Annotated in this window: 17 protein-coding genes, 2 tRNA genes and 2 pseudogenes; 9 read left to right on the forward strand and 12 right to left on the reverse strand. The window is 70.7% G+C overall.

The features are described from left to right. Positions 1-242: pseudogene (locus BZL64_RS32205) on the reverse strand (phosphotransferase); the annotation flags it as partial. A 543-nt stretch (positions 243-785) separates the two neighbouring features. On the opposite strand from BZL64_RS32205, the gene pdhA reads away from it, so the two are divergent. The 3 genes from pdhA to BZL64_RS32220 are packed head-to-tail and all read left to right on the forward strand — an operon-like array spanning position 786 to position 4,534. Continuing rightward, the gene (gene pdhA / locus BZL64_RS32210) at positions 786-2,051 is read left to right on the forward strand and encodes a pyruvate dehydrogenase (acetyl-transferring) E1 component subunit alpha (protein ID WP_086772662.1); all 1,266 of its coding nucleotides are present in this window, start codon (positions 786-788) and stop codon (positions 2,049-2,051) included. A gap of 1 nt (position 2,052) precedes the next feature. Further along, the gene (locus BZL64_RS32215; RefSeq protein WP_073498290.1) at positions 2,053-3,030 is read left to right on the forward strand and encodes an alpha-ketoacid dehydrogenase subunit beta; all 978 of its coding nucleotides are present in this window, start codon (positions 2,053-2,055) and stop codon (positions 3,028-3,030) included. A 10-nt stretch (positions 3,031-3,040) separates the two neighbouring features. Beyond that, on the forward strand, positions 3,041-4,534 hold the full coding sequence (locus BZL64_RS32220; RefSeq protein ID WP_086772663.1) for a dihydrolipoamide acetyltransferase family protein: 1,494 nt from the start codon (positions 3,041-3,043) through the stop codon (positions 4,532-4,534). Between the two features lie 171 nt (positions 4,535-4,705). Here the strand turns inward: BZL64_RS32220 and BZL64_RS32225 are convergent, their stop codons facing one another. The 5 genes from BZL64_RS32225 to BZL64_RS32245 form a co-directional block, all read right to left on the reverse strand. Further along, a complete protein-coding gene (locus BZL64_RS32225; RefSeq protein WP_086772664.1) occupies positions 4,706-7,021 on the reverse strand; it encodes a hypothetical protein in 2,316 nt (771 codons plus the stop codon). Positions 7,022-7,024: 3 nt separating this feature from the next. Continuing rightward, positions 7,025-7,096: transfer RNA gene (locus BZL64_RS32230), tRNA-Ser, on the reverse strand. A gap of 5 nt (positions 7,097-7,101) precedes the next feature. Continuing rightward, a tRNA-Trp gene (locus BZL64_RS32235) sits at positions 7,102-7,174 on the reverse strand. 100 nt (positions 7,175-7,274) lie between these two features. Further along, positions 7,275-8,570, reverse strand: coding sequence for an MFS transporter (locus tag BZL64_RS32240; RefSeq protein ID WP_086772665.1), 1,296 nt, complete (start codon positions 8,568-8,570; stop codon positions 7,275-7,277). Further along, on the reverse strand, positions 8,567-9,241 hold the full coding sequence (locus tag BZL64_RS32245; protein ID WP_086772666.1) for a GntR family transcriptional regulator: 675 nt from the start codon (positions 9,239-9,241) through the stop codon (positions 8,567-8,569). Before BZL64_RS32245 ends, BZL64_RS32240 begins: the two co-directional genes overlap by 4 nt. 233 nt (positions 9,242-9,474) lie before the next feature. On the opposite strand from BZL64_RS32245, the gene BZL64_RS32250 reads away from it, so the two are divergent. Then, entirely contained in the window at positions 9,475-10,377 is a 903-nt protein-coding gene (locus BZL64_RS32250) for a D-alanyl-D-alanine carboxypeptidase family protein (RefSeq protein ID WP_244205626.1), read from the forward strand. Between the two features lie 73 nt (positions 10,378-10,450). Here the strand turns inward: BZL64_RS32250 and BZL64_RS32255 are convergent, their stop codons facing one another. Next, a complete protein-coding gene (locus BZL64_RS32255) occupies positions 10,451-11,275 on the reverse strand; it encodes a maleylpyruvate isomerase family mycothiol-dependent enzyme (protein WP_086772667.1) in 825 nt (274 codons plus the stop codon). Between the two features lie 215 nt (positions 11,276-11,490). Here BZL64_RS32255 and BZL64_RS32260 point away from each other — a divergent pair, with 215 nt between their 5' ends. Beyond that, a complete protein-coding gene (locus tag BZL64_RS32260) occupies positions 11,491-12,288 on the forward strand; it encodes a carbon-nitrogen family hydrolase (RefSeq protein WP_086772668.1) in 798 nt (265 codons plus the stop codon). Positions 12,289-12,313: 25 nt separating this feature from the next. Here the strand turns inward: BZL64_RS32260 and BZL64_RS32265 are convergent, their stop codons facing one another. Both BZL64_RS32265 and BZL64_RS32270 read right to left on the reverse strand, forming a co-directional pair. After that, on the reverse strand, positions 12,314-12,808 hold the full coding sequence (locus tag BZL64_RS32265) for an LURP-one-related/scramblase family protein (protein ID WP_086772669.1): 495 nt from the start codon (positions 12,806-12,808) through the stop codon (positions 12,314-12,316). Next, positions 12,805-13,189 (reverse strand): annotated as a pseudogene (locus BZL64_RS32270) (helix-turn-helix domain-containing protein); the annotation flags it as partial. The pseudogene BZL64_RS32270 and the gene BZL64_RS32265, both read right to left, overlap by 4 nt. Positions 13,190-13,414: 225 nt before the next feature. Between BZL64_RS32270 and BZL64_RS32280 the strand changes: the two are divergent. Further along, the gene (locus BZL64_RS32280) at positions 13,415-15,232 is read left to right on the forward strand and encodes an NHL domain-containing thioredoxin family protein (RefSeq protein ID WP_086772670.1); all 1,818 of its coding nucleotides are present in this window, start codon (positions 13,415-13,417) and stop codon (positions 15,230-15,232) included. A 13-nt stretch (positions 15,233-15,245) separates the two neighbouring features. Here the strand turns inward: BZL64_RS32280 and BZL64_RS32285 are convergent, their stop codons facing one another. The 3 genes from BZL64_RS32285 to BZL64_RS32295 form a co-directional block, all read right to left on the reverse strand. Continuing rightward, positions 15,246-15,503 (reverse strand): DUF6458 family protein, encoded by a 258-nt coding sequence (locus BZL64_RS32285; RefSeq protein ID WP_086772671.1) that lies wholly within the window; start codon positions 15,501-15,503, stop codon positions 15,246-15,248. A gap of 102 nt (positions 15,504-15,605) precedes the next feature. Then, positions 15,606-16,904 carry a M18 family aminopeptidase gene (locus BZL64_RS32290; RefSeq protein ID WP_086772672.1) on the reverse strand — a complete coding sequence of 433 codons (1,299 nt, stop codon included), beginning with the start codon at positions 16,902-16,904 and terminating at the stop codon, positions 15,606-15,608. 210 nt (positions 16,905-17,114) lie between these two features. After that, positions 17,115-18,941 (reverse strand): acyl-CoA dehydrogenase, encoded by a 1,827-nt coding sequence (locus BZL64_RS32295; protein ID WP_086772673.1) that lies wholly within the window; start codon positions 18,939-18,941, stop codon positions 17,115-17,117. 178 nt (positions 18,942-19,119) lie between these two features. Between BZL64_RS32295 and BZL64_RS32300 the strand changes: the two genes are divergently transcribed. The 3 genes from BZL64_RS32300 to BZL64_RS32310 all read left to right on the forward strand — a co-directional run bounded on the left by BZL64_RS32300 (position 19,120) and on the right by BZL64_RS32310 (position 22,926). Then, positions 19,120-19,602, forward strand: a complete 483-nt coding sequence (locus BZL64_RS32300) for an SseB family protein (RefSeq protein ID WP_086772674.1) — start codon at positions 19,120-19,122, stop codon at positions 19,600-19,602. 248 nt (positions 19,603-19,850) lie between these two features. Then, positions 19,851-21,809 (forward strand): NHL repeat-containing protein, encoded by a 1,959-nt coding sequence (locus BZL64_RS32305; protein ID WP_086772675.1) that lies wholly within the window; start codon positions 19,851-19,853, stop codon positions 21,807-21,809. Between the two features lie 139 nt (positions 21,810-21,948). Next, complete coding sequence (locus BZL64_RS32310) at positions 21,949-22,926, forward strand: pirin family protein (protein ID WP_086772676.1); 978 nt, start codon at positions 21,949-21,951, stop codon at positions 22,924-22,926. Positions 22,927-22,970: the final 44 nt, after the last annotated feature.

Here is a 22,970-nt window from a genome sequence, read left to right on the forward strand (position 1 = left end):
CGATCGTCCGCCAGCACCGGGACACCCAACGCCTGGCCGACCTGGGGGTCCCGGTGCTGGCGGACGATCGAGACCGGGTCGGCGGTGTCGGGGTCGAAGTGGTGCTTGAGGAAGTAGCGGCCGCGAGTGGTGCGCAGCCGGTAGCCGCGGTTCAGCAGCCCCTGGTCGACGGGCTCGCAGGAGAGCGCGGACCCGGCGGCGTAGCGCCGGAGCAGGGCGCCCAGAGGGGGCGCGTGATTCATGAGGGGTGGTACACAGAAGCGCGGCACGCGCCGATGTTAGGGCACGCGACGAGGCTGTGAGCTGGGCGTTGTCACAGAACGTCACCGGCTGTCATAAGTGATCTCGGGTGGTCGGCTTGGGGTGCGCCTCGGCTGCGAAGTGGTCCTGGGGGCGTCGTGCGCCCTGCGGACGGTCATGTGCGGCGGGCGCGGAGGCACTCCCGGGCGTGAACTCTTCCCGTGGCCTGGGTGCGCGGGATAACGTGCCCCTGCTCCGGCCTCCTGCAAGGCTGTGACCTGGCCGCTTCCCGACTTTGCCGATTTACTTGGAAATCCAAGCAAAAACGCAGGTCAGGAGGTGTTTCACAGAAATGTGGCGCACTGGGTAACGTGAGGCTTGCAGGGCGCTCGCCGGGGCACCTGTCACGCCTGTTCCGGCCGAGGGCACCCACCCCGTGCACGGGTTTTCGGAACAGGTGAGCCGCTCCCCCAGGCTCTGAAACGAGCTGGGGGGACCCCCAGCCACCCGGCAACCCCGGGGGCCGGACCGACGGAGGAGCACACGTGACCGTGGAGAGCACTGCCGCGCGCAAGCCGCGACGCAGCGCCGGAGGCAAGGCCGGCGCCACCGGCACCGGCACCGAGACGGCGGCAGAGGCCACCGGCGCGGCGGCCGAAGCCACCGGCACCGGCGCCAAGCGCGCCCCCCGCACCACCCGCGCCGCCGCCAGGAAGGGCACCGCCGAGCCCCAGCTCGTGCAGCTGCTGACGCCCGAGGGCAAGCGCGTGAAGAACGCCGAGTACGACCCGTACGTCGCCGATGTCACGCCCGATGAGCTGCGCGGTCTCTACCGCGACATGGTGCTCACCCGCCGCTTCGACGCCGAGGCCACCTCCCTCCAGCGCCAGGGCGAGCTGGGCCTGTGGGCCTCGCTGCTCGGCCAGGAGGCCGCCCAGATCGGTTCCGGCCGGGCCCTGCGCGACGACGACTACGTCTTCCCGACCTACCGCGAGCACGGCGTGGCCTGGTGCCGCGGTGTCGACCCGGCGAACCTGCTGGGCATGTTCCGCGGGGTGAACAACGGAGGCTGGGACCCCAACAGCAACAACTTCCACCTCTACACGATCGTCATCGGCTCCCAGACGCTGCACGCGACGGGCTACGCCATGGGCGTGGCCAAGGACGGCGCGGACTCGGCCGTCATCGCCTACTTCGGCGACGGCGCCTCCAGCCAGGGCGACGTGGCCGAGTCGTTCACCTTCTCCGCGGTCTACAACGCGCCGGTGGTGTTCTTCTGCCAGAACAACCAGTGGGCGATCTCCGAGCCGACCGAGAAGCAGACCCGTGTGCCGCTCTACCAGCGCGCCCAGGGCTACGGCTTCCCGGGCGTCCGCGTCGACGGCAACGACGTCCTCGGCTGCCTCGCGGTCACCAAGTGGGCGCTGGAGCGGGCCCGCAGGGGCGAGGGCCCGACCCTCGTCGAGGCGTACACCTACCGCATGGGTGCCCACACGACCTCCGACGACCCGACCCGCTACCGCCACGACGACGAGCGGGCGGCCTGGGAGGCGAAGGACCCGATCCTGCGCCTGCGCCGCTTCCTGGAGGCGTCAAACCACACGGACGAGGGATTCTTCGCGGAACTCGAGGCCGAGAGCGAGGCGTTGGGAAGGCGAGTGCGCGAAGCGGTCCGTTCCATGCCGGACCCGGACCATTTCGCCATCTTCGAGAACGTGTACGCGGACGGGCATGCGCTCGTCGACGAGGAGCGAGCCCAGTTCGCCGCCTACCAGGCGTCGTTCGCGGACGCTCCCGAGGGGGGTAACTGAGATGGCGGAGAAGATGGCCCTCGCCAAGGCGATCAACGAGTCGCTGCGCAAGGCCCTGGAGTCGGATCCCAAGGTCCTCGTCATGGGCGAGGACGTGGGCAAGCTGGGCGGCGTGTTCCGGGTGACGGACGGTCTCCAGAAGGACTTCGGCGAGTCGCGCGTCATCGACACCCCGCTCGCGGAGTCGGGCATCGTGGGCACGGCCATCGGCCTGGCCCTGCGCGGTTACCGCCCGGTGGTGGAGATCCAGTTCGACGGCTTCGTCTTCCCGGCCTACGACCAGATCGTCACCCAGCTCGCGAAGATGCACGCGCGTGCGCTCGGCAAGATCAAGATGCCGGTCGTCATCCGCATCCCCTACGGCGGTGGCATCGGTGCCGTGGAGCACCACTCGGAGTCCCCCGAGTCGCTCTTCGCGCACGTGGCGGGCCTGAAGGTGGTCTCCCCTTCGAACGCCGGCGACGCCTACTGGATGATGCAGCAGGCGATCCAGAGCGACGACCCGGTGATCTTCTTCGAGCCCAAGCGGCGCTACTGGGACAAGGGCGAGGTCGACCCCGAGGCGATCCCCGGCCCCCTGCACAAGGCGCGGGTCGTCCGCGAGGGCACCGACCTGACCCTCGTCGCCTACGGTCCGATGGTGAAGCTCTGCCAGGAGGCCGCCGCCGCGGCCGCCGAGGAGGGCAAGAACCTGGAGGTTCTCGACCTGCGGTCGGTCTCCCCGCTCGACTTCGACTCCATCCAGGCGTCCGTGGAGAAGACCCGCCGTCTGGTCGTCGTCCACGAGGCGCCGGTGTTCTTCGGTTCGGGCGCGGAGATCGCCGCCCGGATCACGGAGCGCTGCTTCTACCACCTGGAGGCCCCGGTGCTCCGGGTCGGCGGCTACCACGCCCCGTACCCGCCGGCCCGTCTGGAAGACGAGTACCTGCCGGGCCTGGACCGGGTACTCGACACCGTCGACCGCGCCCTGGCGTACTGAGGAGAGGGTCGTGACGACGATGACGGAAGCGTCCGTACGCGAGTTCAAGATGCCCGACGTGGGCGAGGGACTCACCGAGGCCGAGATCCTCAAGTGGTATGTCCAGCCGGGCGACACGGTGACCGACGGCCAGGTGGTGTGCGAGGTCGAGACGGCCAAGGCCGCCGTCGAACTGCCCATCCCCTACGACGGTGTGGTGCGCGAGCTGCGGTTCCCCGAGGGCACCACGGTCGACGTGGGCATGTCGATCATCGCGGTCGACGTGTCGGGCGGGTCGGCCCCGGCCGCCGCCGCCCCCGAGCCCGCACCCGCTGTGGAGGAGGAGCCCGAGGAGCCGAAGGCGCAGGGGTCCGGCCGTCAGCCGGTCCTCGTCGGCTACGGCGTGGCCACGTCCTCGACCAAGCGCCGCCCGCGCAAGTCTGCCGAGATCCCGGCCCAGGAGTCCGCGCCGGTCTCCGCGGCCGTCCAGGCGGAGCTGAACGGACACGGGACGGTTCCCGAGGCGGCCCCCGCCCCGTCGGCCCCCGTCTCCGTACCGGCCACGGCCGCCGACCGGCCGCGTCCGCTGGCCAAGCCGCCGGTGCGCAAGCTGGCCAAGGACCTGGGCGTGGACCTCGCCTCGGTGGTCCCGTCCGGCCCGGACGGCATCATCACGCGCGAGGACGTCCATGCGGCGGCAGCCGCCCCGGCGCAGGCCCCGGCCCGGCCGACGGCACCGCAGCCCACGCCGGCGGCGACCGCGCAGGTCAGCACGGCGCCGGTCACGACCGCGGCTGCGGCCCCGGCGGCCTCGTACGACTCGGGCCGTGAGACGCGTATCCCGGTCAAGGGGGTGCGCAAGGCGACGGCGCAGGCGATGGTGGGCTCGGCGTTCACGGCGCCGCATGTCACCGAGTTCGTGACGGTCGACGTCACGCGCACGATGAAGCTCGTCGAGGAGCTCAAGGGTGACAAGGACATGCAGGGGCTGCGGGTCAACCCGCTCCTGCTGATCGCCAAGGCCCTGCTGGTCGCCATCAAGCGCAACCCGGATGTCAACGCGTCCTGGGACGAGGCCAACCAGGAGATCGTGCGCAAGCACTACGTCAACCTGGGCATCGCGGCCGCGACCCCGCGCGGGCTGATCGTGCCGAACATCAAGGACGCCCACGACAAGACGCTGCCCCAGCTGGCCGAGGCACTCGGCGAGCTGGTGGCGACGGCGCGCGAGGGCAGGACGTCCCCAGCGGCCATGCAGGGCGGCACGGTCACCATCACCAACGTCGGCGTCTTCGGCGTCGACACCGGCACGCCGATCCTCAATCCCGGCGAGTCCGCGATTCTCGCGGTCGGCGCGATCAAGCTGCAGCCGTGGGTCCACAAGGGCAAGGTGAAGCCCCGTCAGGTGACCACCCTGGCGCTCAGCTTCGACCACCGCCTGGTCGACGGTGAACTGGGCTCCAAGGTCCTCGCCGACGTGGCGGCCGTCCTGGAGCAGCCGAAGAGATTGATCACCTGGGGCTGAGGTGCCACCCCGTCCGGGGAGGCCGCGTACCCGGTGACGGGTACGCGGCCCCCTCCCAAGGCGAAGGCCGAAAGCGGGACAAAGGCAGAGGTCGAAGGCGGGACGCAGGCGAAGGCCGAGAGCGGGGTCGGAGGCCGGGGCCGGACGGAGGTGGGTGAGGGCGGAACACCCTCACCTCCCCCCGGCACTCCCCGGCTCGCGCATCCAATGCCCCTCGGTGCTCCACCCCAGCAGCCGTCGCCCCGCGCCCGTGTCCGCCGAGCCGCCTTCCGCGACCTGGCGCAGACCCGTGAGCGCCGGGGCCAGACGGTCCGTGACATGGACGGGCTGGCGCCCGGCCTCCTCCGCCACCCAGTTCAGGGTGCGGGCCTGCTCCTCCCCGGTGCAGAGGGACAGGTGGAACAGCATCTGGCGCCAGGCGTAGGCGGCGTCCTTGATGGTGGTCAGGGGGCGCGGGTTGCCGTGGACCTGCGCGGTCAGCCGGCACACCGTGCCGAAGCTGCGCCGGGCCAGGTCCTCCCAGCCGGTGGCCGGGGCGATGCCGACCCGGTGGACCAGCGTGGCCAGGTTGTGCGTGGTGAGGATCTGCGCCTGCTCGATCACCGTGCCGTTCGCGGCCGTGGAGCCGAAGTACCGGTGGCCGGACGAGGAGCCCGCGGCCCGCTCCGCGCACAGTTTCGCGAATCCCGGCGAGGTGCGCGGCCGGTTCCGCCCGGTCTGGGCCTCGGCGGCCTCGATGATCGCCATCGTGCGGATCGCGCGGTAGTCGACGGCGTAGTAGCGCTCGTACAGCGAACCTCCGCCCAGGAGTTCCGCCGCGACGCGGGCCGCGGCGAGGAACTTCGGGGTGAACGTGCCCATGAAGATGTCCGCGGCCAGCTCCTCCACCAGGGGAGCGCCCAGCTCGGCCTGGCGGGCCAGCACGGACAGCTCGCGGACCAGCGGATTGGGCAGGACGGTCGCCGGGAACGCCTGCACGGCCAGCTCGCCCAGCTGCCGCAGGGCGAGCGCGGACTCCTCGCCCGCCTCGGCGGCGGAGCGCCGCCCGGCCACCGCCGTCACCCAGGGCAGTTCCTCCGCCCGCACCTGCCGTTCGAGGTTGAGCAGCAGCAGCGAACGGCGGTTGCGGAAGGCCCGGTAGCCGGCGGCGGCCAGCGTGCGCAGGGCCTCGTCCGGGTAGGCCTGCGCGGTGGTCACGGCGACGAGCTGCGGGACCAGCTCGGCCAGCACCTCCGCGGACGGCACGAGACCGCGCTCCACGAGCGTGCCGACGGGCGCGCTCAGCGCGACCTCGACGGGCCGCCGCAGGGCGGCCGGGACGGCGGCTCCCGCGGGCAGCCCGGTCTCGCGGGCCTCGTCCTCGCTCACCGGAACCAGGAGCGGCGCGATCTCCGCGACCCCCACCTCCTGCGGCAGCCCGGCCAGTCGGCGCAGCACGAGCTGGGCGAGCGCGTGGTGCGAGGGCAGCGCCGCCTGGACGGCCTGCTCCCGGCGCAGCGCCGTCAGCCGGGCGGAGCCGGGCAGTCCGCGCCGCCGCACCATGGAGGTGACGGCGTGCCGCAGCAGCCCGGACCGGCGCGCGTCCAGTTCCCGCCCGCCGACGGTCTCCTCCAGCGCGCTCCGCAGGATCGCCACGTTCTGCTTCGGACGGAGGTGCTTGGTGCAGTACGTGTGCCGGTCCGCCAGGTCGGCGTAGCGGCGCAGCAGTGCGGTGCCCCGCTCGCGCCAGCCGGCGCCGGGGGTGCGGGCCAGGACGAGCCCGTCCGCGTCGGCCGTCTCCAGCCAGAGGGCGAGCAGTTCGTCCCCGAACGGCTGCCAGACGGTCAGCGCCTCGCGCTGCGTCTCCACGGCCCGGCTGGGCGTGCGCCGCACGAGCGTGTCGACGGCGTCGCCGACGGTACGGCGGTGCACGGCTCCGGGGTCGGGAGCGGGCAGGTCGGACGGCTGCGGCGCGAACCGCAGGCGGTCGGCGAACGGGGCGAGTTCCTCGACGAGGTCGAGGGCCGCGTCCGTCTCCCCGGCCCGCGCCAGCCACGCCACGGTGAGCAGGGCGGCCTCCTCGGGCACGGTCACCTCGTACCGTCCGGTGTCGAGAAGCTCGTGGAGCAGGCCGAGGCCCTCCTCCGAGAGCCAGTACGCGAACAGGTCCCGCCGGTTCTCCGGGACGCCCGCCCGGCGGGCGGTTTCGCACTCGTGGGCGAGCAGGGGTCCGCCGGCGGCCGGCTGCCCAGTGGCGAAGCCGCCGCGCACGACCTCGGGCGTGACCCAGGCGGGCAGGCCCGCGACGGGGGTGCGGGAGCCGATCGTCAGCAGCCCGCCCGCCATGCCCGACAGGACGTCACGCCAGCGTCGGCCCCGGTCCTGCGCGCGGCGTCGGGTCTCGGGGTCCTGGTGGGTGCGGGCGGTGGTGAGCGCCTTGGCCAGTTGGCCGGACGCGTAGCCCGGGTTCGCCTCTACGAGGTGCTGCTGGTCAGCGTCGTGATTCATAAGCCGGCGTGACGGGTTCTGCCCCCGTGCCCTCCGGGTCTCAAGCCCGGTGCTCTGCTGCTGAGCTACACGCCGATGCGCCGACGTGGCGGGTTCCGCCCCCGCGCCCTCCGGGTCTGGAGCCCGGTGCTCTGGCTACTGAGCTACACGTCGTTGGCGATGACGCTAGATCGTGAACGGGCTTGCGACAACTGGGTTTCCCCGCCTGGTCCGCCGGCAGGGCGGCGGGCACTACGCAAGCCCTACGCAAGCCCTACGCGGGCACGTGCACCGACGACACCCGGCTCGCGACCAGCCGCTCCTTCTCCCGGCGGGCCGCGCGCGAGCGCAACCGCAGGATCTGGCTGACCCCGAGCGCCTGGAGCAAGAACACCGAGGAGAAGGCGATCCGGTAGTCGTCGCCGGTCGCGTCCAGCAGGACGCCGACCGCGAAGAGGGTCGTCATGGAGGCGACGAATCCGCCCATGTTGGTGATGCCGGACGCGGTGCCCTGCCGCTCGGGCGGATTCGCGGGCCGCGCGAAGTCGAAGCCGAGCATCGACGCCGGTCCGCAGGCGCCCAGCACGGCGCACAGCGTGATGAGCAGCCACATCGGCGCGTGGTCGCCGGGGTAGGCCAGCGTGGTCGCCCACACCAGCGCGGTCGCCCCGACCGTGCCGAGCGCCAGCGGAAGCCGCGCCTCGTGGTGCCGGGCGACGACCTGGCCGTAGACGAGTCCGACGGCCATGTTGGACAGGACGACCAGGGTCAGCAGTTCGCCGGCGGTGGCGCGGGTGAGGCCCTGCGCCTCGACGAGGAACGGCATGCCCCACAGCAGCAGGAACACCATCGCCGGGAACTGCGTGGTGAAGTGCACCCACAGCCCCAGCCGCGTGCCCGGCTCCCGCCAGGACGCGGTGATCTGCCGCCGTACGTAGGCGGCGCCCCGGTGCGGGAACGGCTCGGGCTCGTGGCCCTCGGGGTGGTCCTTCAGGAACAGCAGGAGCAGGACGAGGACGACGACGCCGGCGAGCGAGCTGCCCGCGAACGCGGACGTCCATCCGATGCCGTGCAGCAGCCGGGCAAGGAGCAGGGTGGAGACAAGGTTGCCCGCCATGCCGGCCAGGCCGGCGAGCTGCGCGACGAGGGGTCCGCGCCGGGCGGGGAACCAGCGGCTGCCGAGCCGCAGCACGCTGATGAACGTCATCGCGTCCCCGCAGCCGAGCAGCGCGCGGGAGGCGAGGGCGGTGCCGTACGTGGGGGAGAAGGCGAAGCCGAGCTGTCCGGCCGTGAACAGGACGACGCCGATGGCCAGCACCTTCTTGGTGCCGAGCCGGTCGACGAGCAGGCCCACGGGTATCTGCATGCCCGCGTAGACCAGCAGTTGGAGGATCGAGAAGGTCGACAGGGCCGAGGCGTTCACGTGGAAGCGGTCGGCGGCGTCGAGGCCGGCCACGCCCAGCGATGTACGGAAGATGACGGCGACGAAGTAGACGGAGACGCCGATCCCCCATACGGCTGCCGCGCGCCGCCCGCCGGGAGGGTCACCCGGGCGGGTGATGTTGCTCATCGGACCTCACCTCGCGCGAGGTGCGAGAACCAGCCGACGTGCCGGTGGACGATCCCGACGGCCGCCTCCGCGTCACCGGAACGCAGGGCCTGGAGTATCTCCTCGTGTTCGGCGAGGGTCTTGGCGATCCGGTCGGGGTGGGAGTGCATCACGGCGACGCCCATCCGCAGCTGGCGGTCGCGCAGTTGGTCGTAGAGCCGGGACAGGATGTCGTTGCCGCCGCTGCGGACGATCTCGGCGTGGAAGCAGCGGTCGGTGACGGCGGCCCCGGCCAGGTCACCGGCGGCGGCCTGCGCCTTCTGCTGCTCCAGGAGTTCTTCGAGCCGCCGGATCAGCCCGGCGGGTGCGGGTACGGCCTTGCGTGCCGCGTGCTCCTCGACCAGCAGGCGGGTCTCGACGACGTCCTTGATCTCCTGCGCGGAGACCGGCAGGACCAGGGCGCCCTTCTTCGGATAGAGCTTGATCAGCCCTTCGGCCTCCAGCCGCAGCAGCGCTTCGCGCACCGGCGTGCGGGAGACCCCGACGGCCTCGGCCAGCTCGCCCTCGGTGAGGAGGACACCGCCCTCGTAACGGCGGTCCAGAACACCCTGCTTGACGTGGGCGTAGACGCGGTCGGCCGCGGGGGGCTGCTTGACGGTCGCGGGGGCGGGCGCGGCGGAGGCGGGAGGCATGCGAACAGGATAGATACAACACGTACTCAAGGGGAGGCGGGTCCAGTATGTGGTCGGCCGGGCCGTGCCACCTTGTCGACGGGACGGCTTGAACGGGTGGGTCCGAAAATCCGTCGCAGCGGGCGCACAACCATCTGTGCTACTTACGTGTCACACACATGCGGCCCCTTCTGTCTTCCCCTTTTCAACTCGGCCGCATCGTAGGGGCATTCGACGTAATCGGGGTATTTCAGTTGATAACCGCCACCAAGGGCTTCCGTGTCCGCAGAGCCGCCGCCGTCGCCGTGACGGCCGGAGCGATGCTCTCCACGGCAGTGGTTTTCGCGGCACCGGCGCAGGCTGTCACGGTGCCGACGATCACCGCCAAGGGCGCGTACCTGATGAACAGCGCGACCGGCGCGACGCTCTACGGCAAGTCCGCCGACTACAAGAGGCTCACCGCCTCCACCACGAAGGTCATGACCGCGAAGGTCGTGCTCTCGCAGGCGAACCTCAACCTTGACGCCAAGGTCACGGTCAAGTCGGCCGTCAGCGACTACATGGTCCGCCAGGGATACCCCTCGTCGGCCAGGCTGATCGTCGGCGACAAGGTGACCGTCCGTCAGCTGCTGTACGGGATGATGCTGCCGTCCGGCTGTGACGCGGCGATGGTCCTCGCCGACAAGTTCGGCACCGGCACGACCGTCGCGGCCCGCACCAAGAACTTCATCGCCAAGATGAACACCACGGCGAAGAACCTGGGCATGACGAACACGCACTTCGACTCGTTCGACGGCCTCAGCAACGGCTCGAACTACTCGACGCCGCGCGACCTGACGAAGCTCGGCCGCAGCGTGATGAAGAGCTCCACCTTCCGGGCCGTCGTGAAGACCAAGGCCTACACGGCGAGGACGATCACGAAGACCGGTGCCACGCGCACCATGGCGACGTGGGCCAACACCAACACCCTGCTCGGCTGGAACGGCACGCTCGGCATCAAGACCGGTTCCGGCACCCAGGCCAAGTACTGCCTCATCTTCGCCGCCACGCTCAACGGCGAGTCGGTGGTGGGCACCGTCCTCACGGCTCCCGACGCGGCGAACCGCACGGCCGACGTGAAGAAGCTCATCAACTACGGCTACGCCAAGATCAGCTGACGCCGGTACAGCTACGCGACGGGCCCGCCGTGATCATCACGGCGGGCCCGTTCCGTCGCGACTGCCGTCGGCGTTACTTGGTCACCGCGAAGTTCCGCAGGACCGCAGCCGTCAGTTCCGGCTCGCCCTCCGCCTTCACGCGGTCCGCCACCGCCTCCGGGGTCACCCGGCCGCAGGCCAGGCGGACGTACGTCTCCCAGTCGAGGGAGAAGGCGGCGGCCGGGCCGAGCGCGGGGGCCGTCTCCAGGGTGCCGCGGCCCTGGATGTCGACGCGGATCGTGCGCAGGAACTCGATGGGCCCGTGGACGTCGAAGACGATCGCGGAGCTGCGCGGTGCGTCGGCCTTCTCGGCGACGACGGCGGGCAGCGCGTCGAGCAGCACGTCACGGGCGATGTGCGCGCCGGGGGAGTCGAGGTTGCCGGGGCGGCCGAGGGCGGTCCGCAGGTCCTGCTCGTGCACCCACACCGCGAAGGCGTGGTTGCGCATCGACTCCTCCAGGGTCAGCTCGGTGCCGAGGTGACCGCGGACCATGGTGTCCGGCTGACGGTTCTCGTTCCGCAGCTGGCGGTTGCGCCGGATGATCGACAGTTCCAGTTCGGAGGTCATCTCCGGTGCCGTGTGGTGGCGGCGGACGTCGACCTGCATCTCCATGTAGCGCTGGAAGTCGTTGGTGACGTGGAAGAGGTCGCGCGGCAGGGTGTGGATGGGGCGCGGATCGCCGTACATCTCGCTGTCCAGGCCGATGACATGCGAGACGAGGTCGCGGACCGACCATCCGGGGCACGGGGTCCGCCTGTTCCACTCACCCTCGACAAGCGGCTGCACCAGCTCGGATATCGCTTCGATGGAGTGGGTCCAGGCGTCGGCGTAGGGCTGGAGGGTGGGATGCAGACTCACGGAACGGGACCCCTCGGCGGTCGGTACTCGGGCGGTGGTGGCGGGTTTGCCAGCGGGAGGTGGCTCTCGGCGGTGTCTTGGAACTCCCCCAGTCCTCGCCTGCGCTCGAGGCTGGGGGGACCCCCAAGCTACGCTGCTGTGAGGCACCCCGGCAGTGCTTTCGTGTGACGATCGTAGGCCCGTGTGAACGGCTCGAATGCCAGGACGGTGGTAGTGTGCGCGCCTCTCTGATCCAGATCGCCGTAGATGAGGGCGAATCGGTCGAATCGCGGCGGGAGCGGGTCGCGTCTCTCGTACGTGATCAAGCCGGTGTCGCCGACCTGGTCGTCCTGCCCGAACTGTGGACGACCGGAGCCTTCGCCTACGAGGAGTTCGCCGCCGAGGCCGAGCCGCTGGACGGCCCGACGCACGAGGCGATGGCCAAGGCCGCGAGCGACGCGGGCGTGTGGCTGCACGCCGGCTCGATTCCCGAGCGGGACCCCGACGGTCCCCTCTACAACACCTCGCTCGTCTTCTCCCCCTCCGGTGAGCGGGCCGCCGCCTACCGCAAGATCCACCGCTTCGGCTTCGACAAGGGCGAGGCGGTGCTGATGGGCGCGGGCCGGGATCTGGTGACGGTACGCCTGCCCGAGACGACTGTGGGTGTGGCCACCTGCTACGACCTCCGTTTCCCCGAACTCTTCCGCGGTCTCGTCGACGCCGGCGCCGAGACCCTGGTCGTCTCCGCGGGCTGGCCGGAGCGCCGCCGGGCGCACTGGACGCTGCTGGCTCAGGCGCGGGCGGTCGAGAACCAGGCGTTCGTGCTCGCGTGTGGAACGGCCGGGACGCACGCCGGAGTTCCGCAGGCCGGTCACTCGATCGTGGTCGATCCGTGGGGCGAGGTGCTGGCCGAGGCCGGGCCCGGCGAGGAGATCCTCACCGTGGAGTTCGACCCGGCGAAGGTCGCGAGGACGAGGGAGCAGTTCCCGGCCCTGAAGGACCGGGTCCTGGGTCTCGAACCACCCCGCCGCTGAGGCTGCTCCCGCCCGGTGAGCCCTCTCAGTCCTCCCGTTCCTTCTCCGCCAGGTGGATCACGCACACCGCGACCGCGATCAGCAGCGCCGGATCGGCGTCGTCCCGTACGACGTCGACGCCGTACGTCTCCCGCACGCTCAGCCGCCGCCGGGAGATGACGGCGAGCAGCTCACCCTCGTACTCGACGGCGAACTCCCGGTCGAGGATCTTGCCGCTGACGTCCAGGACGGTGCGGCCGTCCGCGAGGGAGACGCGGTAGTGGTTGCGCAGCAGGGACAGCCGTTTGCGGCGGATCGTGGCCAGGGGCTCGCCGTCCCGTTCGATCACCATCGTGTCGCGCAGCGCGAACATCTTCTGGTGGATGTCGATCAGGACCCGCCCGCGGGTGTCCTTCAGTTCGAAGGTGTCCCGCAGCCGGATCGCCTTGCCGTCGACGAGGAAGACCTTGTTGCCCTGCTCGTCCTCGATCCAGTAGTCGTCACCGAAGCCGAGGATGCGGTCGCGCACGAGGAATCTCATGTCCTCACCGCTTCCCCGGCGGGCGGTCCGAAACGCCGCCAGTAGGCCGATGGGCTGAGCCCGGTCGCGAACCTCCGCACGCGCGCGCGGAGGTTCGCGGCCGTCCCCAGCCCGCTGCGGGCTGGGGACCACGTCGAGCCGTTCCTCACCGCGCTCGATCAGCCGGCACGCCAGCGCCACCCTCTCCCCCGTCAGCCAGGCCAGCGGGGTCGTCCCGAGCTGCGCGCGGAAGCGCCGGTGCAGCGTGGCGGGGGAGAGGGCCGCCCGCGCCGCCAGGTCGGCCACGGTCAACGGCTCCCCCAGCCGCTCCTGCGCCCAGGCGAGCAGCGGACCGAGCGACTCGTCGGGCACGTCCGGCACCGGCCGCTCCACGAACTGACGGCCGACACGTGGGAGCGGGCCGGCGGCCGGGGCCTGTACCTGGTGGACGCCGTCACCGAGGGGTGCTGGGGGCACGGCCCGGACGTCCCGTACGGCCGGCGTGAGTGCCCGCGACCGGAGGGCAAGGGCGTGTGGTCCGACCTGCCCGTACGGCCGCCGGTGACACCCTGACCGGCCCATGGCGGGCCCGGCCCGGTTGTCGGACCCTGGTGGCACCCTTGATCCATGACCGACTCCGCGCCCCGTCGCGTCCGCGTCCGGGCCCCCGAGCTGATCGGCGAGGGCGGCTGGCTGAACACGGGCGGCAAGCAGTACAGCCTCGCCGAACTGCGGGGACGCATTCTCGTGCTGGATTTCTGGACGTTCTGCTGTGTGAACTGTCTGCATGTCCTGGACGAGCTGCGAGCGCTGGAGCAGAAGCACCGGGACACGCTGGTCGTCATCGGCGTGCACTCGCCGAAGTTCGTCCACGAGGCGGAGCACGAGGCCGTGGCCGACGCCGTGGAGCGGTACGGCGTGGAGCATCCGGTGCTGGACGATCCGGAGCTGGCCACCTGGAAGCAGTACGCCGTGCGGGCGTGGCCGACGCTCGTGGTGGTCGACCCGGAGGGGTATGTCGTCGCCCAGCACGCTGGTGAGGGGCATGTGCACGCCATTGAGCGGCTGGTGACGGAGCTGGAGGCGGAGCACGCCGCGAAGGGCACCCTGCGGCGCGGCGACGGGCCGTACGTGGCGCCGCAGCCGGAGCCGACCGACCTGCGCTTCCCCGGCAAGGCGGTGGTCCTGCCGTCCGGGAACCTCCTGGTCAGTGACACCACCCGGCATCAGCTGGTGGAGCTGGCGGCCGACGGGGAGACCGTGGTGCGCAGGATCGGCCAGGGCAGCCGAGGGGCGACCGACAGCACGTGGATCCGCTCACGCTTCAGCGAGCCGCAGGGGCTGGCACTGCTGCCGGACGGCTCCGTGGTCGTCGCCGACACGGTCAGCCACTGCGTCCGCCGCTTCGACCCGGAGTCCGGCCGCACCACCACTCTGGCCGGCACGGGCTTCCAGTGGATGCGGGGTGACGACACCTCCGGCCCCGCCCGCGAGGTCAACCTCTCCTCCCCCTGGGACGTGGCCTGGTGGGAGGGCAAGGTGTGGATCGCCATGGCCGGCATCCACCAACTGTGGACGTACGATCCGGCCGAGGGCACGGTCGGTGTCGCCGCCGGCACGGCGAACGAGGGGCTGGTGGACGGAGCCGCCGCCGAGGCCTGGTTCGCGCAGCCCTCCGGGCTCGCGGCGACCCCGGACCGGCTCTGGGTGGCCGACTCCGAGACCTCCGCCCTGCGCTGGCTGGACCGGGACGGCGTCGTCCACACCGCCGTCGGCACCGGACTCTTCGACTTCGGCCACCGGGACGGCCCCGCAGGCCAGGCCCTTCTCCAGCACCCGCTGGGCGTCACCGCGCTACCGGACGGATCGGTCGCCGTCTCCGACACCTACAACCACGCCCTGCGCCGCTACGACCCGGCCACGGATGAGGTGACGACACTTGCGACCGACCTGAAGGAGCCCAGCGGTGCCGTCCTCGTCGGCGACGACATCGTGGTCGTGGAGTCGGCCAGGCACCGGCTGACCCGGCTCCGACTCCCGGCGGAGGCGGCCGAGGCCGGCGCCGTCGCCCACCGCACCCAGTGTGCCCCCACCGAAGTGGCGCCCGGCCGCCTCCGGCTGGACGTGACCTTCCGGGTGCCCGCCGGACAGAAGCTCGACACGCGGTACGGCCCCTCCACCCGCCTGCTGGTCTCCGCGACCCCGCCCGAGCTGCTGCTCGCGGGCGAGGGCGCGGGCCCGGACCTGTCGCACACGCTGGAGTTGAACCCGGCCGTACCGGAAGGGGTGTTGCATGTCTCCCTGATGGCCGCGGCCTGCGACGACGACTCCTCGGTCGAGTACCCCGCCTGCCATGTCCACCGGCAGGACTGGGACGTTCCGCTGCTCCTCACCGAGAGCGGCGCCGACCGCCTGCCGCTGGTGCCGGCCGGCCTCGACGCCTGATCCCGGGGAGCCGTCACACCCCGTACCCGTCGCCGTATCCCTCGCGGTGATGACGGTGGTCGTGCCGGTCCGTCTCCACGACGGTCGATGCCGGGGGGACCATCACGCGGCGGCGTCGGGCGATGCTGCTGAAGGTCGTCACGCCGATCAGGCCGACGATCATCAGGATGACGCCGACCATGTCGAGATTGACGCCCTGCATCTGCCAGTCGGTCGCGAAGGTGAGGATGGCTCCCACGGCGATGAGGATGATGCACCCGCCGAGGCCCATGACTGTCGCCTCTCTGCTCGGTGTACCGGTCGTTCCGGTCACCGAAACCGGGTACCCCGGCGGGCAACTCCCATGCGGGAGAACAGATTTAGCGGCCCGTCGCTAACCCTCCAGGAACGCCACCAGCGCGTTGGCCAGCAGGTACGGGTCGTCCGCGCCGCTCAACTCCCGTGCGCTGTGCATCGACAGGATGGCCACGCCGATGTCGACGGTGCGGATGCCGTGCCGGGCCGCGGTGATCGGGCCGATGGTGGTGCCGCACGGCATGGAGTTGTTGGAGACGAAGGACTGGAAGGGCACGCCGGCCTTCTCGCAGGCGGCGGCGAAGACGGCCCGGCCCGAACCGTCCGTGGCATACCGGTTGTTGACGTTGACCTTGAGGATCGGGCCGCCGTTGACGCGCGGGTGGTGCGTCGGGTCGTGCCGCTCCGCGTAGTTGGGGTGGACCGCGTGCCCGGTGTCCGAGGACAGACAGACGGTGCCCGCGAAGGCCCTCGCCCGGTCCTCGTACGACCCTCCGCGCGCGAACACCGAACGCTCAAGGACCGTACCGAGCAGCGGTCCGTCCGCGCCGGTGTCCGACTGGGAGCCGTTCTCCTCGTGGTCGAAGGCGGCCAGCACCGGGATGTACGGCAGGGTCGCGCCGCTCGTCGCGACGGCCGCCAGGGCCGCCGTACCGGCGTGCACGGAGAGCAGGTTGTCCATGCGCGGGCCGGCCAGCAGTTCCTCGTCGCGGCCCAGGTAGGCGGGCGGCTCGATGGAGTGCACCATCAGGTCCCAGCCGGTGACCTCGCCCGCGGACAGCCCGGACTCCTCCTCCAGGAAGGCGATCAGGTCGCCGTCGCGGACATCGCCGCCGAGGCCCCAGATGGGCTGGATGTGCCGCTGCTTGTCCAGCTTGAGGCCATCGGTGTTGACGGCCCGGTCGAGGTGGATGGCGAGCTGCGGCACCCGCAGCAGCGGCCGGCCGATGTCGACCAGGCGGGTCGAGCCGTCGCGCAGGGTGAGACGGCCGGAGAGGCCGAGGTCGCGGTCGAGCCAGGAGTTGAGCAGCGGACCGCCGTAGATCTCCACGGCGACCTGACGCCAGCCGTGCGCGCCGGTGTCGGGGAGCGGCTTGACGCGGAGGTTGGGCGAGTCGGTGTGGGCGCCGATGATCCGGAAGGGCGTGTGCGGTGCGGTGCCCTCGGGGACGTACCAGGCCACGATCGCGCCACCGCGCAGCACGTACTTCCCGCCGCTCGTCCCGTCCCAGGCGTCCGTCTCGGCGACCTGTCGGAACCCTGCCTTCTCCAGCCGCTCGGCGGCGGTCGCCACGGCGTGGTACGGCGAGGGGCTCGCCGTCAGGAAGGACATGAGGTCGTCGGTGTGGCCGCGGTCGAAGCGGGAGGGTGCGCTCATGGGGTTCACCTTAACGACGTACGAACGCCCGCTCCCGGCGATCAGGGAGCGGGCGTTCGTGTGGACGGTGTGGAGGTCGGCGCAAGCGTGCCGAAGCGGACGCCGACGGCTGCGGGCCGGTCGCTCACCGGGTCCGGAAGGCCCCGATGAGCGCGATGAGCGCGAAGACCGAGATGCCGCTGCGTTCTGTTGGAACGCAGCCTCGTCCTCTTAGAACGCGGCCTCGTCCAGCTCCATCAGGTCCAGCTCGACGCCGGTCGCGATCTTGCGGGCGAGCGTGACGCCCGGCAGGACGTTGGCCGCGAAGAACTTCGCCGCCGCGATCTTGCCGGTGTAGAAGGCCTTGTCCTTCGGGGAGGCCGTCTCCAGCTTCTCGGCGGCGATCGCGGCGCCCTTGAGCAGCAGGTAGCCGACGATCACGTCACCGGAGGCCATCAGCAGGCGGGTGGTGTTGAGGCCCACCTTGTAGATGTTCTTGACGTCCTGCTCGGTGGCCGCGAGGTCGGTCAGCATCAAGCCGACGATGGCCTCCAGCTCGACGGCGGCCTTGGCCAGGTGCTCGCGGGCGCCCGCCAGGGCCTCGCCGCCGGTGCCGAGTTCCAGGAACTTCTTGATGTCCTCGGCGAGGGAGTTCAGCGCGGCGCCCTGGTTGCGGACGATCTTCCGGAAGAAGAAGTCCTGGCCCTGGATCGCGGTGGTGCCCTCGTACAGGGTGTCGATCTTGGCGTCGCGGATGTACTGCTCGATCGGGTACTCCTGGAGGAACCCGGAGCCGCCGAAGGTCTGGAGCGACTGCGCGAGCTGCTCGTAGCCCTTCTCGGAGCCGTAGCCCTTCACGATCGGCAGGAGCAGGTCGTTCAGCGCGTGCTCGGTCCTGGAGTCCTCGCCGTCGGCCTCCTTGACGGCGATCGCGTCCTGGATCGAGGCGGTGTAGAGGACGAGGGCGCGCATGCCCTCCGCGTACGCCTTCTGCGTGATCAGCGCGCGGCGCACGTCGGGGTGGTGGGTGATGGTGACCTTGGGCGCGGTCTTGTCGCCGAAGGCCGCCAGGTCGGAGCCCTGGACGCGCTCCTTGGCGTACTCCAGCGCGTTGAGGTAGCCGGTCGAGAGGGTGGAGATGGCCTTCGTGCCGACCATCATCCGCGCGAACTCGATGATCCGGAACATCTGACGGATGCCGTCGTGCTTGTCGCCGATCAGCCAGCCCTTGGCGGGGTGCTGGTCACCGAAGGTCATCTCGCAGGTGTTGGAGGCCTTCAGGCCCATCTTGTGCTCGACGTTGGTGGCGTAGACGCCGTTGCGCTCGCCCAGCTCGCCGGTCTCGAAGTCGAAGAGGTACTTGGGCACGAGGAAGAGCGAGAGGCCCTTGGTGCCCGGCCCGGCGCCTTCCGGACGCGCGAGGACGTAGTGGAGGATGTTCTCCGACATGTCGTGCTCGCCGGACGTGATGAAGCGCTTCACGCCCTCGATGTGCCAGGAGCCGTCCTCCTGCTGCACGGCCTTGGTGCGGCCGGCGCCCACGTCCGAGCCGGCGTCCGGCTCGGTGAGGACCATCGTGGAGCCCCACTGCTTGTCCACGGCGATCTTCGCGATGTGCTTCTGCGTCTCGTTGCCCTCGTCGAAGAGGATGCCCGCGAAGGCCGGACCGGAGGAGTACATCCACACGGCCGGGTTGGCGCCGAGGATCAGCTCCGCGTACGACCAGATCAGCGACGGAGGCGCGGTGGTGCCGCCGATCTCCTCGGGCAGGCCGAGACGCCAGTACTCGGAGTCCATGAAGGCCTGGTAGCTCTTCTTGAAGGAGGCGGGGACCGGCGCGGTGTTGGTCTCCGGGTCGAAGACCGGCGGGTTGCGGTCGGCGTCCGTGAAGGACTCCGCCAGCTCGTTCTCCGAGAGGCGGGTCAGCTCGTCGAGGATGCTTTTCGCGGTCTCGGTGTCCATCTCCTCGAAGGGGCCGGTGCCGTACAGCTTGTCGCGCCCGAGTACTTCGAAGAGGTTGAACTCGATGTCGCGGAGATTCGACTTGTAGTGCCCCATGGCGACTGCGCTCCGTAGAGAGAGATCGGCGAGGCACTTGATCCTCGCGCTAGTTCACGTACCAACAAGTAGCTCCGATGATGCTACCCGTCGGTAATAAGACGCAACCCCCACTCGGTCAAGTGTGAGAAGGGTCTACCCACGGACGGCGCGGTTCGGGCTCGGTACGCTTGCGCCCATGTATGGATACGGCCAGCCCATGGACGGTGGCGCCGCTCAGCAGCAGTACGCCCAGCCGCAGCAGCAGATGCCCGGCGGCCAGGGCGGATACGGCCAGCAGGCGCCCCTGTACCCCGAGCCGTCCCCGCCCTCGCTCGCCGACGCGGTGCGGGCCTTCACCACGGGGCAGATGGCCGCCGAGGACTTCCAGCAGGTCTTCGCCACCTCCAAGGTCTACTGCCCGCGCGGCGACAACCCCGGTTTCCTCGCCCTGCACAACACCCAGCAGCCGGTGATCCCGATGTTCACCACGCTCAAGGAACTGCGCCGGTACGCGGGCAAGGAGTCCAAGTACTTCGTCATCACCGGCGCCGAGGTGCTCGACCTGCTGCCCACCGGTTACGGCTTCGTCCTCGACATGGAGGGCGAGCACCGGATGGTCTTCGACGCCAAGGCGGTCGAACAGATGGTCGACTTCGCGATGCGCCGGATGTACGGCTGACACGCTGGAGAGGCACGCTTGATTCGCCTCGCCGGGCCCCGCTGAAGCCGGGCCGAGCTGATGTACGGCTGACGGTCGCGCGCGCGACCGAAAACCCCACCCCCTTTGTCACAGGCATGCCATAGGGTTTCTCCCTGGCAGCCGCGCCCCGCGCACCACCGCTCTCACGGTGGGTGCGGGCGCCGCGCGGCGCTCTCATCACCCGGACGACCACCGGGTTCCTTTCGTGGGGGTACATCACTGTGCGTATGCGCAGCACTTCGGTCGCGACGGCGCTCGCGGTCCTTTTCAGCTCGGCGGCGCTGAGCGTCGTATCGGCCGGCACCGCCTCGGCGGCCGCCACCACCGTCGCCAACACCGGCGGCCTCGTCGTGGACGGCACCCTCCAGCGGGTGTTCGTCGGCGACGCGGCGAACGGACGGATCCTCGCCGCCGACTACAACGGCACCCTCGTCGACCTCAACGTCGGCTTCGGCAGCGTCAGCGACCTGGCCCTGTCCGACGACGGCACCACCCTGTACGCGGCCCTGCCGAACAGTCACGAGATCGTCGCCCTCGAGGCGGCCACCCTCAACGTCAAGACCCGCTACGCCATCCCCACCGACACCGGCCCGCGCCACCTCGCCTTCGCCGGCGGCAAGGCCTGGTTCTCCTACGGCGACCAGTGGGACGGCGACCTCGGCTCGGTCGATCCCACCGTGGACCCGGCGAGCGGGACCGACCCGGTGGCCATGGCGCAGGTTCCGACCGAAGGCACCTCCATCGGCCTGTGGGGCCAGGCACTGCTGGACACCGACCCGAACCGGCCGGGCATGCTGGCCGTCGGCCAGACCGGCATCTCCACCGACGACATGGCCGTACTCGACGTATCCGACGGAACGGCGAAGGTCACCGCCTGGTACGACGGCGACTACACGCTGAACCAGGGAATCGGCGACATCGACCTCGTCGCCGGAGCCGACGAGGTCCTGGTCAACGGCACCGACCGGGACACCTACGCGGACGGCAAGTTCAGCAAGGCCGGCTCCTACCCGGCAGGCAACGGCGCCGACGTCGCGGCGAACGGGCTGGTCGCCCAGGCCGTCGGCTCGAAGGTCGCGGTCTACCGGCCGAACGCCACGCAGCCGCTGCGCACCTACACCACCGGCTCCGCATCCTCCGACTACGCTCCCGTGACCGTGCGCTGGGCCCCCGACTCCTCGCGGATCTTCGCGCTCGTCCAGACCGGCGGCGTCTACACGCTGAAGGCCCTGACCCAGCCGACGCTCAACGTCCCCACCCTCACGGCCAACGCCCCCGCCTCGGCGCCCCGCGCGAAGAAGCTCACCGTCACCGGCAAGCTCTCGGCGACGGTGCCGCTCCCGGCCGGCGCCCGGCTCGCGGTCACCCGCACCGACCTGGACAGCCCCGGCGGCAAGGCGCTTCCCGCCGTCGCGGTGGCGGCGAACGGCACCTACTCCTTCACGGACACCCCGCCGGCCGGCGGCACGGTCACGTACAAGGTGACGTACGCGGGCGACGCCGCGCACACCGCGGCCTCCGCCACCGACAAGGTCGCCGTCTCCCGTGCCGCGACGGCGCTGACCCTGAACAACAACGGCAAGCTGTACAACTACGGCACCGACGTCAAGTTCACCGCGCACCTCGGGACGACGTACAAGAACCGGACGGTCCAGATCTGGGCGGACCCCTTCGGCACCGACAAGCCGAAGAAGCTCATCAAGACCGGCACGGTCAACTCCAGCGGCAACATCAGCGCGTGGGTGGACATGACCCGTGACACGGCCGTCACCGCGGTCTTCGCCGGTGACGCCCGGTACGCGCCGAAGTCGGTGAAGGTCGACGCCTACGCGCGGGTCAAGGTCTCCACCGCCGTCTCGCGGCACTACAGGACGGCGAAGATCGGGTCGACCTCCTACTACTGGTTCCACAAGAACACCGACCCGCTGCTCACGACCACGATGACCTACTACCCGGGCCGTCAGCAGCGCTTCGACCTCCAGGTCTACTTCCAGGGCACCTGGTACTCCTCGGACTCGGAGTACTTCCCGCTCGGTTCGAACGGCAAGTCGGCCGTCAGCCTCGGCGCCCCCGGCGAGTCCGGCATCCGGGCGCGGATGCGGTCGGTGTACGTGAACGGCTCGTCCGGTGACACGGTGAACTCGACGACGTACGGGGCGTGGAAGTACCTGTACTTCAGCAACTGACACGGAACAACGGCACGACACTGATCGTCCAGACGGCGCGGACCCGGAGGGAATGTCCTCCGGGTCCTCGTCGTTCTGGGTGGCAGAAAGTTCAATGCTCAACTAAAGTGGAACGCACGTCACCCAAGGAGGTACGGACATGCCCGCAGTGACCGTCGAGAACCCGCTGACCCTGCCCCGAGTGGCCGCGCAGGCCGACGCCGTGGCACGTCCCGTGCTCACCGTGACCACCGCGCCCAGCGGCTTCGAGGGCGAGGGCTTCCCGGTGCGCCGGGCCTTCGCGGGGATCAACTACCGCCACCTCGACCCGTTCATCATGATGGACCAGATGGGCGAGGTGGAATACGCGCCTGGCGAACCCAAGGGCACTCCCTGGCACCCCCACCGCGGCTTCGAGACCGTCACCTACATCATCGACGGGATCTTCGACCACCAGGACAGCCAGGGCGGCGGCGGCACCATCACCAACGGCGACACCCAGTGGATGACGGCCGGTTCCGGTCTCCTCCACATCGAGGCGCCGCCGGAGCAGCTCGTCATGTCCGGCGGTCTCTTCCACGGCCTCCAGCTGTGGGTGAACCTCCCGGCCAAGGACAAGATGATGGCGCCGCGCTACCAGGACATCCGCGGCGGCAGCGTCCAGCTGCTCACCTCCCCCGACGGCGGCGCGCTCCTGCGTGTCATCGCCGGCGAGCTGGACGGGCACGCGGGCCCCGGTATCACGCACACCCCGATCACGATGGTCCACGCGACCCTCGCGCCGGGGGCGGAGATCACCCTGCCGTGGCGCGAGGACTTCAACGGCCTCGCGTACGTCATGGCGGGCAAGGGCTCGGTCGGCGCCGAGCGCCGCCCGGTCCACCTGGGCCAGACCGCCGTCTTCGGAGCGGGCTCCTCCCTGACCGTCCGCGCGGACGAGCGGCAGGATTCCCACACCCCGGACATGGAGGTCGTCCTCCTCGGCGGACAGCCCATCCGTGAGCCGATGGCCCACTACGGCCCGTTCGTCATGAACACCCGTGACGAACTCCAGCAGGCGTTCGACGACTTCCAGAAGGGACGGCTGGGCACGATTCCGGCGGTCCACGGAATGTCCGAGGGTGGCCCGCGGGGCTGAAACTCCGGCTAACGTACGAGAGGGCCCGAAGTCGCAACTTCGTT

Source organism: Streptomyces bobili (assembly GCF_002154575.1).
Lineage (GTDB): Bacteria > Actinomycetota > Actinomycetes > Streptomycetales > Streptomycetaceae > Streptomyces > Streptomyces bobili.

Bases quoted from the DNA above. Each gene is read 5' to 3' on its own strand.
- BZL64_RS32300 (WP_086772674.1), top strand. From the start codon at position 19,120: ATGTATGGATACGGCCAGCCCATGGACGGTGGCGCCGCTCAGCAGCAG.
- BZL64_RS32280 (WP_086772670.1), top strand. From the start codon at position 13,415: ATGACCGACTCCGCGCCCCGTCGCGTCCGCGTCCGGGCCCCCGAGCTG.
- BZL64_RS32290 (WP_086772672.1), bottom strand. From the start codon at position 16,904: ATGAGCGCACCCTCCCGCTTCGACCGCGGCCACACCGACGACCTCATG.
- BZL64_RS32265 (WP_086772669.1), bottom strand. From the start codon at position 12,808: ATGAGATTCCTCGTGCGCGACCGCATCCTCGGCTTCGGTGACGACTAC.
- BZL64_RS32215 (WP_073498290.1), top strand. From the start codon at position 2,053: ATGGCGGAGAAGATGGCCCTCGCCAAGGCGATCAACGAGTCGCTGCGC.
- BZL64_RS32285 (WP_086772671.1), bottom strand. From the start codon at position 15,503: ATGGGCCTCGGCGGGTGCATCATCCTCATCGCCGTGGGAGCCATCCTC.
- BZL64_RS32310 (WP_086772676.1), top strand. From the start codon at position 21,949: ATGCCCGCAGTGACCGTCGAGAACCCGCTGACCCTGCCCCGAGTGGCC.
- BZL64_RS32225 (WP_086772664.1), bottom strand. From the start codon at position 7,021: ATGAATCACGACGCTGACCAGCAGCACCTCGTAGAGGCGAACCCGGGC.
- BZL64_RS32305 (WP_086772675.1), top strand. From the start codon at position 19,851: ATGCGCAGCACTTCGGTCGCGACGGCGCTCGCGGTCCTTTTCAGCTCG.
- BZL64_RS32240 (WP_086772665.1), bottom strand. From the start codon at position 8,570: ATGAGCAACATCACCCGCCCGGGTGACCCTCCCGGCGGGCGGCGCGCG.
- BZL64_RS32245 (WP_086772666.1), bottom strand. From the start codon at position 9,241: ATGCCTCCCGCCTCCGCCGCGCCCGCCCCCGCGACCGTCAAGCAGCCC.
- BZL64_RS32295 (WP_086772673.1), bottom strand. From the start codon at position 18,941: ATGGGGCACTACAAGTCGAATCTCCGCGACATCGAGTTCAACCTCTTC.